At 66.4% G+C, this 13,983-nt stretch carries 11 protein-coding genes; 4 read left to right on the top strand and 7 right to left on the bottom strand.

Annotation, left to right across the window (positions count from 1 at the left end):
* The first annotated feature begins 208 nt into the window (after positions 1-208).
* Together RT697_RS03025 and RT697_RS03020 are read left to right on the top strand one after the other, a co-directional pair.
* The gene (locus RT697_RS03025) at positions 209-2,290 is read left to right on the top strand and encodes a PIG-L family deacetylase (RefSeq protein ID WP_313696932.1); all 2,082 of its coding nucleotides are present in this window, start codon (positions 209-211) and stop codon (positions 2,288-2,290) included.
* Positions 2,291-2,354: 64 nt separating this feature from the next.
* Positions 2,355-2,531, top strand: a complete 177-nt coding sequence (locus RT697_RS03020; protein WP_313696931.1) for a DUF3606 domain-containing protein — start codon at positions 2,355-2,357, stop codon at positions 2,529-2,531.
* A 33-nt stretch (positions 2,532-2,564) separates the two neighbouring features.
* Here the strand turns inward: RT697_RS03020 and RT697_RS03015 are convergent, their stop codons facing one another.
* Positions 2,565-3,356 (bottom strand): enoyl-CoA hydratase, encoded by a 792-nt coding sequence (locus tag RT697_RS03015; RefSeq protein WP_313696930.1) that lies wholly within the window; start codon positions 3,354-3,356, stop codon positions 2,565-2,567.
* Between the two features lie 85 nt (positions 3,357-3,441).
* Here RT697_RS03015 and RT697_RS03010 point away from each other — a divergent pair, with 85 nt between their 5' ends.
* The gene (locus RT697_RS03010) at positions 3,442-4,056 is read left to right on the top strand and encodes an ATP-binding cassette domain-containing protein (protein ID WP_313696929.1); all 615 of its coding nucleotides are present in this window, start codon (positions 3,442-3,444) and stop codon (positions 4,054-4,056) included.
* A 21-nt stretch (positions 4,057-4,077) separates the two neighbouring features.
* Here the strand turns inward: RT697_RS03010 and RT697_RS03005 are convergent, their stop codons facing one another.
* From RT697_RS03005 to RT697_RS02985, 5 genes are all read right to left on the bottom strand, one after another.
* Positions 4,078-4,857, bottom strand: a complete 780-nt coding sequence (locus tag RT697_RS03005) for a hypothetical protein (protein ID WP_313696928.1) — start codon at positions 4,855-4,857, stop codon at positions 4,078-4,080.
* Between the two features lie 83 nt (positions 4,858-4,940).
* Positions 4,941-6,395, bottom strand: a complete 1,455-nt coding sequence (locus RT697_RS03000) for a DUF1254 domain-containing protein (protein WP_313696927.1) — start codon at positions 6,393-6,395, stop codon at positions 4,941-4,943.
* Positions 6,396-6,849: 454 nt separating this feature from the next.
* Entirely contained in the window at positions 6,850-8,049 is a 1,200-nt protein-coding gene (locus RT697_RS02995; RefSeq protein ID WP_313696926.1) for a PepSY-associated TM helix domain-containing protein, read from the bottom strand.
* Positions 8,049-10,211, bottom strand: a complete 2,163-nt coding sequence (locus RT697_RS02990) for a TonB-dependent receptor (protein ID WP_313696925.1) — start codon at positions 10,209-10,211, stop codon at positions 8,049-8,051. Before RT697_RS02990 ends, RT697_RS02995 begins: the two co-directional genes overlap by 1 nt.
* A gap of 365 nt (positions 10,212-10,576) precedes the next feature.
* Positions 10,577-11,626 carry a hypothetical protein gene (locus RT697_RS02985; protein ID WP_313696924.1) on the bottom strand — a complete coding sequence of 350 codons (1,050 nt, stop codon included), beginning with the start codon at positions 11,624-11,626 and terminating at the stop codon, positions 10,577-10,579.
* Between the two features lie 243 nt (positions 11,627-11,869).
* On the opposite strand from RT697_RS02985, the gene RT697_RS02980 reads away from it, so the two are divergent.
* Positions 11,870-12,913 (top strand): hypothetical protein, encoded by a 1,044-nt coding sequence (locus RT697_RS02980; protein ID WP_313696923.1) that lies wholly within the window; start codon positions 11,870-11,872, stop codon positions 12,911-12,913.
* A 12-nt stretch (positions 12,914-12,925) separates the two neighbouring features.
* On the opposite strand, the gene RT697_RS02975 is transcribed toward RT697_RS02980, so the two are convergent.
* Entirely contained in the window at positions 12,926-13,972 is a 1,047-nt protein-coding gene (locus RT697_RS02975) for a hypothetical protein (protein ID WP_313696922.1), read from the bottom strand.
* Positions 13,973-13,983 lie beyond the last annotated feature (11 nt).

Raw genomic sequence — 13,983 nt, 5'->3', positions numbered from 1 at the left:
CAACGAGATCGACGTCATCCTGCAATGCCGTCTCAAGGGTGTCAGACACCATCATGCAACGTCCCCCATTTTTCTCGTCACAAAACGTCGGCCCCGCGCCACACCGGGCAAGCGCCTATTGCGGCCCGCCTCCGCGCCGCAGCTATACTTTCCGCACTCTTTACCACCCTCAAGACGCGCTGCACCTCCAACCTGCAGCGCTTTTTTTATGCCCGCTTTGACTGCCTTGCTGCGCCCGCTGTGCCAGGCGCTTTGCTGCCTGGCCGCAGCCCTCTTCTCCACCCACGCCTTGGCCGCGCCGCCGTCGCTGGCCGAATGCCACGGCATCAAGGACCTGGCCTTCGTTGCCCACCTGGATGACGACCTGCTCTTCATGAACCCGGACGTCGCCTCGAACATCGAGGCCGGCGGCTGCGTGCGCCTGGTCTACCTGACCGCCAGCGACGCCGGTGAAGGCGAAGGCTACATGCTGGGCCGCGAGCGGGGCGTGCGCGCCGCCTACGCCTACATGGCGCATCAGCCCGACGCATGGAAGGAAGACACCGGCATCGTCGCCGGCCGCCAGATTGCGCGCTTCACGCTGACCGGCAACCCGCGCGTGCAGCTGTGGCACATGCGCCTGAAGGATCCGTGGCTGGGCAAGGGCTGGGGCAGCCTGACGCCGCTGAGCCGCACCGAATCCGAACCCAACCAGAACGTGGACACGCTGGGCCCGCATGCCGAGGTCTACACGCGCGAACAGCTTGTCGACACGATGGCCGAAATGATCCGCCAGTACGGGCCCACCACCGTGCGGCACCTGGACGACACGATCAGCGTGCCGTACACCCAGTTGTGCTGGCGCTGCGCGGGTCACGGTCACCCCGACCACATCGCCAGCGCCAGGCTGGCGCGCGAAGCCATGCTGCGCGCGCCCGGCAACTATGCCGAGACCGGGTATATCGACTACCCCAGCCAGGAACGCGCCACCAACCTCGCGGAATCGGAAATCGCCAGCAAATCGGTGATCTTCCAGCACTACGCCTGGAACGACTACCACTATTGCGCCGGTCCCAAGGGCTGCCAGGAACCCGCCGGCCCCGCGGCCGCCTGGGTGCAGCGGGCCTATTACGTGTCACGCCACGACGTCGCGCCGCAGGTGTACCCCGACGGCCGCGGCGGTCTGGTCGTGTTTGCCGCGGGCGAGACGAACGCCGCCGTGAACAGCTGGGATTCCGGCGAAAAGCGCTGGCACAGCCTGGGCGGCCGCACCACCGGTCCCGTGGTGTCGTTTGCCCACGCCGACGGCACGGCCGGCCTGATGGCGCGCGACCCGCTCGGCGGCGTCTGGGCCAACAAGCAACGCCATGACGGCACCTGGCAAGGATGGCAGGCGCTGGGCGGCCTGCGCGTCACGCAGATTCCGGCCGTCGCGCCGCGCGGCGAAGCCGCCGCCGTCGCACTGGGCTATGACGGCGTGCTGCACTGGATCACGCCGTCCGGCATCGACGGCAGCTGGAGCACCTGGCAGGCCCTGCCGCCGCTGGAAGGCGCCTCGGGTTCACCGGCCGCCGCGCGCGGCTCCGATGGCCGTTACGTCGTGTTTGCGATCGCCGCCAAGGGCGAACTCTTCTATACCCGCCAGCTCCCGGCCGCCAAGGGACAGCGCTCGGAATGGCAAGGCTGGCGCCGCGTGGCCGCGCCGGAAGCGGCCGGCGGACTGGCCGCCATCCGCAATCACGAAGACCGCGTCGAGCTTTACTTCCGGCAGCGCGCCAACAACCACCTGACCAAACTGGTTGAAGCCGGCGACACCACCGACCTGGACATGGAATGGAGCGCGCCGGCCGACCTGGGCGTGCCCTACATCGGCCGCCCCGCCATCCACGCCGGCAATGACGGCAACGTCGTGCTCGCCATCCTGGAGCGCGCGGGCGGACAGCTCTGGCTGCTGGACCACGGCAAACTCGGCAGGCTGGACGCCGAAGCCGCGTCGCCGCCCGCCATCAGCCTGGTCGACGGCACGCTGTACGTGGTTGCGCGAGCGGCGGGCGCGCCGCAGCGGTACCAGGTGCTGTCCCGCCGCAGTGGCGTCTGGGCCGCCAACCTGACGCTGGACGGTGTGCCGGCCAGCGGCGGCGGTCCGTTCGCGGCGGTGGCGGCGCGTCCGGCTGACCTGCCCAATCTGGGCGCGGCCAGCGCCAAGCAGGCTGTCGTCGTCCGTCCGTCCGCGACAACGCCGGACGCGCTGACCGTCGAGCGCATGCCCGCCCAGACCTCCCGCGTGGCGACGCCGACGCTCGTTCAGTGACGACCCGGCAGGCGGGAATGCCGCTTGCTGGACTCCGGGACGTTGCAACCCGGAGGATGAAAATATGTCAGACGACCTGAGCAAGCGCGGTCCCGAGGATCGCTCCCGGATCAATGTGAATGAACCGCACGAGTTGCGCTACTGGACACAGGCGCTCGGCGTCAGCGAGGAAAAACTGCGCGACGCCGTCAAGGCCGTGGGCCCCTCGGCCACCGCCGTGCGCGAACATCTTCGGAAATGATGGAACGAGGCCCCGCATGCGGGGCCTCCGCCTTCAAGCCTGGCGATGCCGCTTGCGCGCCAGGAACGGCGCCATGTACTGACGCGGCTCGTCGGTGGTGAAGGCCTCGCCGAAGGCCTCGACGCTGCGGTCCAGACCCGCCTGGATCGACGATTCCGTCCAGTCACGCAGCAGAGCCTTCTGCGCGCGCACAGCGTGCGGACCGCTGGCGGCAATCGGGGCCACGGTCCGTTCGACCAGCGCGTCCAGCCCGCCCGGCTCGCACATGAATTCCAGAAAACCCCAGTCCCGCGCCTGCGCCGCATCCACCGTTTCGCCGGTGAGCAGCAGCCAGTTGGTCCGGCCCTGGCCGATCAGCGCGGGCAATAGCAGCGCATGGATCACCGAGGGGATGCCGACGCGCACCTCGGGCATGCCGAAGACGCCGTCAGCCGAGCCCAACCGGATGTCGCAGGCGGCCGCCAGTTCCATGCCGGCGCCCAGGCAAAAGCCTGGCAGTCGCGCAATGGTCGGCACGGGAATGTCCGCCACCGCCTCGCAGAGTTCGCGCAGCCGCGTGATGAAGGCACGCGCGCCCGGCGGATCCAGCTCGGCCATCTCATGAATATTGGCCCCGCCCACGAATGCCCTTTCGCCCGTCCCGCGAATCACCACTGCGCGGGCGTCATCCTGCGCCGCGATCCAGCGCGCCGCGTCGGTCAGACTCAGCGTGACGGCCGAGGCCAGGATATTCAGGCTCTTGGCGTCATGGATCTGCAGGGTGTAGACGCCGCGCGCATCGCGCGTCACCAAGGCATGGGTGAATTCAGGAATGGGGGCAGCCATGAAGTCTCCGGTTTTCTTTTAAGGGGTAGCCGTCGATGCTAACTCCCAATGGCCGCGCCCCGCATTCCTCTCGTACACTTGCCGCATGCTACGCATCGACAATCTGACCAAGCGCTACGGCGACCACATCGTGTTCCAGGGGCTGACGCATACCTTTGCGCCGGGCTGCGTGGCGCTCTGCGAAGAAGACAGCACCGGAAAATCCAGCCTGCTGAACATCATCGCCGGGGTCCTCGCGCCGGACAGCGGCGACGTACACATCGACGGCCATTCGCTGCGCGACGCGCCGCAGGCCGCGCAGGCGCGTCTGGCCTGGGTGCCGGACAACTGCATGGCGTTTCCCGAGCAGACGGGACGCGGCCTGCTGGAACAGGCGGCGCTTGCCAAAGGCGTGACGCTGGACGATTCGATATGGGAACTGGCCCGCCAGCTGGGGCTGGAGCCGCATCTGGACAAGCGTTTCGAGCAGATGTCCACCGGCACGCGGCGCAAGGTCTATCTGACCGCCGCCGCGCTGGGCAATCCCGCGGTCGTCGTGGCCGACGGCCCCAGCAATGGGTTGGACGCGCAGGCCCGCAGCGTGCTGGCTGAGGTGTTCAAACGCTGGGCGCAAGACCGCGTCGTGCTGTTTGCCAGCCATGACCCCGAACTGGTGCAGGCCTGCGGCGCCGCCACCGTCAACGTGGCCGGCCTGCGCTGAACGCGGCGCCCCGCAGCGCCATCAGAACCGGATCGTCACTCCCGCGATCGGCCCCTGCAGCACCACGTCGTACTTGAAGCCGTTGCGCTCGTAGTCCACGCCCATCGCGCGGTAACCGACCGTGGCCGACACCGACTTGTTGAAGTTGTAGCCGACGCCTAGCCCCAGGTCCCAATCCGCCTCCGCGCCCCCTGCCCCGATCATGCCCCAGCCCGTCAGATAGGCCTTGGAATGAAAGTTGTAGGTGCCGCGAACGCCCACCATGGCGTCCACCCACGTCGCGCTGTCTTTGTGCTTGGTGCCGCGTGTCAGCGGGCCATTGAACGTGATGCTGTTGTCCACGGACCAGACCCGCAGGCCGCCCACCACGTCCAGACTGTGCGCTGACCGGTCCAGCACCGAATAGCCCGCGCCGATCATGCCCGTGAACGACTCGTTCTTCACGTCCGCGCTGTCGGCCAGAATGCCTCGCGGCGTGTCGCCTTGCGCGCCGACCTTTATGTACAGCAGGTCGCCGAAGATGCTGTATCGGCCCTTGCGCGCGTCGCCCATCAGCATCGCCGCGAAATCCAGGTTGTCGAAGATCTTGTCGAAACTTGCGTCTATGTCGACGGGCGGCAGCCGCCGATGCGTGATCTTTCCCGAGAGCCCCGACGCCCAGAAGTAAGGCGACACCGAGAACTTCCATTCGTCGGACGCCGCGGCATCGGCGGCAGGTGCAGGCTGCTGCGCCTCGGCCGCAATCGCGGCGCCGGCATGGAGCGCCGCACATGCCGCACAGGCAATGACGTGCTTTTTCATCGCGTTTCCTCCAGCCCGAGGGCGTTTGTCAGAAGTGCGGGCCGCGCCCTGGAACCACTTGAGGCACTGCCCGCATCACCGCGTCAGCTCACCCGCCGCACCGGCGGCACCGTCCACGAGCCATTGATGATGGAAGGATCGCTTTCGTTCGGCCAATACAGCCGCATCATCAGAATGAACCGCCCCTTGGGCGCCGGCAGCCAGTTCGACTCCATCTCCGGACCCGGCGATTCGTTCTGGATCAGCAGATCGATCGACCCGTCCGGCTTGCGCTTGAGCGGCTGGCGTTCGCTGATCGAATAGCGGTTCAGCGGGTTGTCCACAAAGAAGTAGTTCTGGTCATACATGGTCAGCGACCAGAATCCGGACACGGGCGGCGTCAGCCCCTTGCGGAAGGTCAGCACGTACTTTTCCGAGCCGTTGTACTCGCGCTGGATCGCTCCGTTCGACGACCGCAACGAGGTCGGATAAACAGCGTCCTGCGGCCGGTTCGCGCCCAGCCCGATCGCGGTGACGAGGGCGCGTTGCAGATAGTTCGTGCCGTAGATCCCGGTCTTGGTCGTAAAGCCCCACCCGTCGATATGCTGGATATCGCCATCGTTGGACCGGAAGTGCGCCATGATCCGCGCGAAGCCCGTCTCGGGTACGCGCTTGGCAAACTCGGCGGGCAGTTTCGTCTTGTCGAAATCCTGCCCCGGCACGATGCCGATCGTCGCCAGCTTCTCGATCATGGGCGCGTCCGCTGCCGTCGGCGGATTGCGCTTGAGCAGTTGCGCGAACAGCGCGAAATACTCGGCCGCATCCATGTTGTTGACCTGGTCGCGCACCGGCGTCTTCATGTCGATGGCCGAATCGACCTTGCCCTGCGGCGCCTTCCAGTCCTTGCCCCACCCGCTGAGCGGCGCGAGCTTCACCTGGTCCTGCAGCTTGTGCACCTCGGCGTAGTCTTCGGGCGTGCCGGTGCAATAGATGCGGCCCAGCAGCCAGACGATGCTGGTCGGCGACTTGTACTGCTTCATGCCCTGCGGCACGGTCCCTTCCCAGCCCGGCCCCGTCACGATGAAGGTCTGCGCGCCCGTGCCCGTCGTGCGCTTGCCGGGCACGTCGAACACGGTGGTCCACCCGTCCAGCAGCGGAAACAGCGCGTAGCGGCCGTTCAGGTCCGGCAGGCTGACGACCCAGGGCTCGTCGCCCACATCAAAGAATGCCGTGGTGTACAGCGTGTCGGCGTTCGGGGCCGTCACGTCGCGGAACTTGGCGTCGGGATACTGGCGCAGCTTGATGAGCTGGCCCATTGGCGCGCGCGTGCCCTTGGGTTCGGCGACGTTGGTGATCACCCGGCGGGTCATCTCCATCGTCACGAGCGGGTAGGCGTAGATGTAGGCGTCGGTGGCCAGGACGAAACGGTCATCGGCTTCAGGCAGATTGGCCACCAGCCCTTCGGAGGCGGCGGCCGAGGCCCGGAACGCCGGTCCCAGCGATCCTGCGCCCAGCAGGGCCAATCCCCCTGCGTTCAGTTTGCGGCGAGTTAGCTTCATTGTTGTCGCTCCTAATGGATGTGTTTGGCGAAGTTCACTAAGGGGACTTCCAACATGCACGACGATGTTTTTTCTAGCTAATGCGCATTCGGTGTCGATGTGGCGGGCACGCTCCGTGGATCAAGGTCAGTGCAAACGAGGGGAAACGGACGGCAGCGCGCCGCCGCAGGACGAGGCGGCGGTATCAAGCGGCGCGAACGGGGATAGACGGCGTGTGCGTGAGGCGCACAGGCCTGCAAGAAGGAGGTGGACGTCCAAGAATGGGCTCCCTGACAAAGACAGAGAAAACGCGCACCACTGAACACTTTCGGCTGCGGACCATCCATTAGGCCGATTTGCGCGACGGCAAATCGGCCTTGGTCAATCTATGCGCAGTTATTCGGCCACTCAAGTAGCCGGAATGACTACGACCATCCGCCGTTGGTAGCAATCCGGCAAGCGCGGCGGCGTTTCGTCAGCCACGCCCCGCCCGCCGTTCCGACACTTGCCGCGACCGCCGCTTCTTCCACCAGATCACCACGCCGGTCACGCTCAGCATCGCGACGACCAGGCCCAGCGCACAGACCAGGATGCGGCCGGCTAGGCCGCCGATCTGGCCGCTGTGCAGCGGAAACTGCATCTGTGTAAAGACGTCGGCCGCCGTGCCGCTGCCGGGTTGCGTCACACCCACCAGCGCGCCGGTGTGCGCGTCGTAATACAGCATGGGCGAGCCCAGTCCCAGTCCCCGGTCGTGGTGCGACGGCCACAGCAGCGCCAGATACAGGCCCAGTTCGCCGAAGTGGCTGACGCCGCTCACGCGCTGCGGCCACCCCTGCGCCTGAGCGTAGGCATCGGCACGGGCGCGAACGGCGTCAAAGCCAACCACCGGCAGCACATCGCGCCCCGCAGGCGGCGTGCTGGCCGTGGGAATCGGCGTCAACGTCGACACGGCCGACAAGGCCGGCCGGAACAATTCTTCGCGCAGGTTCAGATACGCGCTGCTCAACGCCAGCAGCACCAGCGCCAGCCATAGCCACAATCCAAACGCGCGATGCAGATCCAGGTTCAGCCGGTACGATCCCGCGCCGCGCTTGATAAGCCACGCAGGCTTCCATTTCGCCAGGCGCAGCCCGCCGCGCGGCAGGGTCAGGTAAAAGCCGGCAAAGCTGTCCACCAGCCAGATCAGCGCGATGCCGCCCATGAACCACCATCCCCACAAGCCCGGCACGTAAAGGCTGTGATGGATCTGCAGCATGAAGGGCACGAAACTTTCGGCCTGCAGGCAACAGGCCCGGCGCGAGCGCTTGCCCTGGATCTCGCCGGTGCCGGGATCGACGTACACCTCGTCATAGCCCAGCGGGGCACGCCCCGCCCGCGCCGACACGAACGCCAGCGCCGTGCGGCCGGGCGTGCCGTCGTGCGTCACGTAGTCGACCCGCAGCGCGGGATCCGTCGCCTCGATGCGCGCCGCCAGCGCGTCAAAGCCCAGTGGCGGCGCGGCCGTTCGCGCTTGGTGAAAGCCGGGATTGAGCCACGCGTCGATGTCGTGGCCGAACGCCAGGATGCTGCCGGTCAGCCCCGCCACCGTCAGGAACAGCGCGGTCAGCAGACCGGCGTAGCGGTGCAGCCAGACCCAGGTCTGGCGCTCCCCCAGCCGAAGCCGGCCTGCCGCCATCAGAAGTCGATGCTGGCCGACAGCATGTACGTGCGCGGTGCGGCGGACGTGACCATCTGGTACGCGGGCGACGAATCCCAGTAGCGGCGGTTGAACACGTTTTCCACGGTCGCCCGGAACACGACGTTGCGGTCGGCGAGGCGGGTCGCGTAACGCGCGCCCACGTCAAAACGCGTCCAGGCCGGCACGGTGGCGTTGTTGTCCGCGTCCCACGGGATGGAAGAGGTGTAGATCATGCGCGCCGTGGCGGTCAGGCCGGGGACCTGTGCGATGTCGTATTCCGCGCCCAGCTTGACCGACCACGTCGGCACGCCTGACGCCTTGGCGCCGTTGAATTCACCGCCCGGGGTTTCAGTCAGGATGGCGCGCGTCCACGCCACGCCGCCCAGCAGCCGCAGACCGCGCGCGGCCTCGCCCGCCACGGACAGTTCCAGCCCGCGATTGCGCTGCTCGCCCGCCAGGCGGTACACGTTGTCCGCGCCCAGGAACCCGCTGGGCCGCTTGATCTGGAATGCGCTCAGGGACGTGAAGAACGTGCCCCAGTCCATCTTGGCGCCCACCTCAAACTGCTTGGACACGAACGGCTCAAACACTTCTCCCGCGTTCACCGCGGTGGCCGGCGCCACCGCGCCCTGCGCCAGCGCCTCGACGTAGTTGGTATAGAGCGACAGCTTGTCGGTCGGCTTGACCACGAGGCCCACCGCCGGCGTGTTGGCGCTGCGGGTGTAGTTGGACTGCCACGCGCCGGTATTCCAGACGTAGGAATTCACGTCGATCTTCTGATGGCGCATGCCCACCGTCAGCAGCACGCGCTCGTCCAGCATCGACAGCGTGTCGGTGATGGCATAGCTGCGCAGCGTCATGTCGTTCTGCGGCACCATCGTGCCGTCCAGGCTGAAGTTGTCGGGCTCCGACAGGCTGGTCGGGTGATAGATGTTGCTGAACTCGTTCCACGACGACTGCGGCTGATAGGCGCTGACCTTCGAGTCGTAGTCGGTCACGGCCAGCACGGCGCTGTGCTTGATCGGCCCCGTGTCGAACTGGATGCGCGTGTTCAGCTCGCCGCTGCGCGTCTTGTTGCGTTCCTTCAACCCGAACGCCGTGAAGTCCAGGTCGCCGGCGTCATTGATGATGACGCCCCATGGCGAATTGGCCTTGCGCGTCGTCTCGGCCAGTCCGAACGCGCCGCCGATGCTCCAGTTGCGGGTCAGGTCATATTCGGCGCGCACCATCGCAAACGCATAGTCCTTGTCCTGATACGACCACGACGGATAGGGATTGATGTCGCCGCGCGGCGCCGACAGCGGAAATGCGGTCGTGACGAAATAGTTGTTCCGCGCGCCGCTCACCTTCTGGTTGCTGGCGCCCAGATCCGCGCTGGCCCGCAGCCGCTCGCCACGGTAATCCAGTCCCAGCGTCACGTTCGAAGCGCGCGGCTTCTCGTTATCCACCGAGCCTTCGCCGTCGCGATAGGCCGCGTTCAGCCGCACGCCAAACTTGTTGTCCTGGCCGAAGCGCCGGCCGATATCCACGTTGGCGCCCAGGTTGGCGTCGCCCACATAGCTGGTCGTGAAACGCGTCAGCGGCGTATCGTCCGCCCGCTTGGGCACCAGGTTGATCGTGCCGCCCGCCGTGCCGCGCGGCGCGCTGCCGTTGAGCAGCGTGCTCGGCCCCTTGAGGACTTCGATGCGCTCAAGCCCTTCAAGCTGCACGCCCTCGGAATTGGCGATGCCGTACAGACCGTTGAAACCGATCTCCGCACGGTTGACGGCAAAGCCGCGGATATTGAAGTTGTCGAAGAACCACGGCCCCGCGCTGACCACGCCCGGATCGTTCGCCATCACGTCCGCCAGGCTGCGCGCCTGCTGATTCAACACCAGTTCCGACGTGTACGACGTCACGTTGAACGGCGTGCTCATCATGTCGACATTGCCCAGCATGCCCAGCCGCGCGCCCCGCGCGATCTGGCCGCCCGCGTAGACCGGCGGCATTTCATCCGGCTTGTTCTCGCTGGCGCCCGTCACGGTGACGGCGGGCAATTGGGGGACCGGCGGATTGGCGCCGGACGTCTGCGCAAAGGAGGTGGGGCCGAAAGCGGTGGGCGCGCCCAATGCGGCGGACAAGGCGATCGCGAGCTTGCGGCGACGGGTGGGGACAGGCATGCAGTGCTCCAGGTTCTGTACGAAGGACGGCGGGCGCGGCGAACGTTCGACGGGTCGACCTGTCGATGCATCGCCGCTCGGGGAATGCGCTCGGGTGATGCTGTCAACGCTGGTTTTTATTGTCTTTATGCGCCGGCCCGCCGGCGTACCGAACCGTTCCGCCGAAGCCGAAACGCCCGCTGCATTGGTACGTAGACCGGAGATCCGCACGGACGGCGTGACCGCCCGCACAGATGTTTCCGAGTATAACTAAGAATCAAACTCATTCAATATGAAGTTTTCGCGATTCACTTATGCGCGAAAACATATCTCCTGCGCTGCCGCGGCACTTGGCCAGCAGCGCGCAGCTTTCGGAACGATGCGCCCTACTTCCTATTGCCCAACGACAGCGGCACGCCCCACACCGGGTCCTGCATGCCCTGCTTGCCCAACGGCGTGATCTGCATCGGCTTGAGCTTGGCCAACAGCTCGCGCTGCGCGTCGGTCAGGTTCGTGCGCTGCGCGAAATACTTCTGCGCGAAGTCCAACGGCGCCGGCCACGTGTACACCGTGAAGTCCTCCAGCGGGCACTCGATCATCTTCGGATCGACCGCGCGGCAGGCGGACTGCTTGAACTTGTAGCTGGGCGTCTTCATGTGCATGCGCTGGCTCAGCACCAGGTCGCCGCCCTTGAGCGTGAAGCTGGCCAGCGCCAGCTTGGGCACCACGCGCGATTGCACCTTGATGGCCGGAATATCGCGCGACGTGGTGTCTTCGTAGTAGCCGGCACGCGATCCCGGCGTGGTCTCGGTGACCTGCTGCTCGCCCCAGGCGACGCAGGCGCCCGATGCGCGATGCACGGCCGTGCAGACCTTCTGCGTGCGGGTCTGGGTGCCCGTCGTGCCTTCGTGCCAGTTGGTTTCCTTGTAGAACTCGCGATACAGCTCCGGCGACAGATAGGTGGTGCCGTTGGCGCCGCGGCCCGAGCCCACCGCGCCGGCGCGCGCGCCGATGTCGTCCAGCTTGGCATTGAGCTTGTAGTCGTCCCCGCCCGTCAGCAGGTACTTGCCGGGCGGCAGGATGTGGACCTCGAAGGCCTTGAACAGGTAGGTCGTGTCCTTGTCGCGTTGCAGCGAGTTGTTCTGGAACTTGCGCCCGAACGTGATGCGCGGATCGGGTTCGAACATCCAGACGGTGTTGCCGGTCCACGTCGTCATCTGCATGGCGTCCTTCAGCGTGGCGTGCGGCATCAGGTCCGCCACCAGCACCACCGACATGCCGTCCTTCAACGCCTCGCCGATCAGATCGACCAGCTGCCCATACCGTTTGTCGTCCGCGGTGCCCTCGCCGTTCGAATCCGGGATCGTGACGCAGCCCGACAGGGTCAGGGCGAGCATCAGGGCAGAAAGGGCAAGTCGCGGGCGCGGCAGGGACATGGAATCGATCCTTGGTGAAATGGGCTGGAGCAATGTGCGCGCATCCTACCGGCTCTGGTACGGATCGCAATATTCGGTTTGTCCGCTGAAACACATGGTGATGCGGGCAAAAGCGTGGGAAGCGCCTACGTCCGTTGATCCGGGATCAAACAGGCGTCATTTATTGTTGCGATTGTTTCTGACGCCCGGTTGCTTCGCGGACAGCTTGGGTACACTCGCCCTCTTTGCCGCCAGATGTTCCGAATGACCAACAAGAAAAAGCGGCTGACTGCGTTGGCCTGCCTGCTGACGGCGCTGCTGGGCGCCTGCACGGGCAAAGGCCCGATCCGCGACGTTGAACGCACGATTGCAGACACGTACGGCACGGACCTGCTCGTGGTCAGCATGCGTGCGCTGCGGCCCTCCGCGCCGCTGGCCCGCTGGAACGGCGTCTACGGCATCTACCTGCAGGACCGCGCCGACGCCGAGCAGTTCATGGTGCGGCTGGGGCCCGACGAGGGGCTGGCCACCCTGACCGGCCGCATCGACGCCGCGCGCCAGGAAAAAGACCAGCACGTGGCGCGGCAGAAGGCGGCGTTGGCGCAATTGCAGGCGCTGGGCTTGCCGGGCCACGCGTACTCGTTGCAGGCGACATCGATCTACGGCAGCGCGCGCTGGCGGGTGGCGGTCTTTGCGGATATGGACGCGTTGCGCCAGGACGGCGCGATGCTGGACGACGCGGCATGGCAGGCGATGGGCCGCATCGTGCAGGCCGGCCTCACGCCCGAACCGTCGATCAGCCTATTCCCTGCAGCGCAGAACGCGACGTATCGCGCCGTGCTGGACAAGGGCTATCACGGACGGATCGAGTTCATCGGCGGCGAGCCGGCAACCGTCCTGCAAAGCCTGGAAGATGGGGCCGATGCGTGGTGGACGGTCGATGCCGCCGCCCTGCCCGCGCCGCACATCGTGACCGAACGGCAAGCGGACCTGCGCGGGGCCTGCTACGCGGCCATCGCCGCGCTGCGAGCCGACAACCACTTCAAGACGCGCCACGGCATCTATGTACAGCCGCGCATGAACGTGTTGCAGGCGTATCGCATTGCCGACCGTCTGCGCGACGCCGGTCTGCGCCAAGGCCACACGGCCTACGCCGTTCTGGACCGGGCCGGCGGCCGCATGGTGCTGCGCGGCATCGTCGCGGAGGACGCGCAGCACGGCCCCGATGCCTACGCCATCGAAGGCGTCTACGCGTACGAATTCGCCTTCGCCACCGGCAAGCTGCAGGTTCGCCGCCTGCCGGGGTGATGGAGAAAGGCTTTAGCCGTCGTTCCGCACGAACAGCGCCAGACGGTTCCAGTAATCGATCCCGAGCAGCAGGCGGTCACCCAGCGGCTTGAAGACATAGTCGCCGCCCTGGTTGTGCTGCATCCGGACGAGGCCGTCATTCAGGCGTGCCTTCATGGCGGGCAAGTCGGTGCCCTTGACGTTGCCATCGGCCCCGAAGACCAGTTCACGCAACGTGCCGATGGGACGCTTGAAGGTGCCTTGCGGCAGTTGAGCGGGCGCGGCCTGCGCCAGCGCCTCGGCCGTCAGCGGCGTCAGGCTGTCGGCCAGCGTGCACGCATCCGAACTGGAGATCGGCGCCGCGCACGCATGTTGCAGCATGGGCCGGGCATCCAGGTAGCGACCCGCAATCCAGGCTTCTTCGGCCGCCAGCGTGCACGTGCTGGCGGAGATGCCCTTCAGGCACGCGGCCTGCAGCGTCTTATGCGCCGCCTCGCCCAGCGGCGCGGGCTGGCCGCCTTCGCCGGGTTCAAGTCCGGCGGCTTCGCGCCAGGCGTCCGGCAGTTTCTTGCACACGAACGGCAGGCCGCTCGCGCACATGCTCTTCAGTTCCTTGACGGACGTCTCGTTGTACGCGTCTAGGCATTCCATCAAGCCGGCCTTCCAGCACAGCGGCCAGACCTTGGTCTGCGGCAGTTCCGTGGGCGCGGCGCACGGGGCGGGCGTCTTCAGGACATAGACCTGTTCAAAGCCCACGTCGATCGACTTGCCGTCCGGGGCAAGCTTGTATTCGTCGTCCAGGCCGAGGTCCAGGTTATAGAAGCCCAGCTTGCCGTTTTCGACCTTGTAGTACAGCAACTCGGGACCGTTCAGCGCACTCTTGCGGATGAGGTTGGAACTCAGCACCCGCATCTGGCCTCTGCCACCGTCGTACTCATACAGTCCGCATTGAAGCGGCGCGGAAGATTGCGCGTGCGCGGCCGGCGCAAGCAGCGCCGACAGCAGAAGAACAGGCAACACCGCGCAAAGACGATGGAGCGATTGCGCGATGCGGCTGCGCAAGCGGGGATGACGGTACATGAGTGATCAAG

Source organism: Achromobacter sp. (assembly GCF_032113835.1).
Lineage (GTDB): Bacteria > Pseudomonadota > Gammaproteobacteria > Burkholderiales > Burkholderiaceae_B > Achromobacter.
Note: the sequence above shows the minus strand (reverse complement) of the source record. Positions and strands in the feature narration are given on the sequence as shown.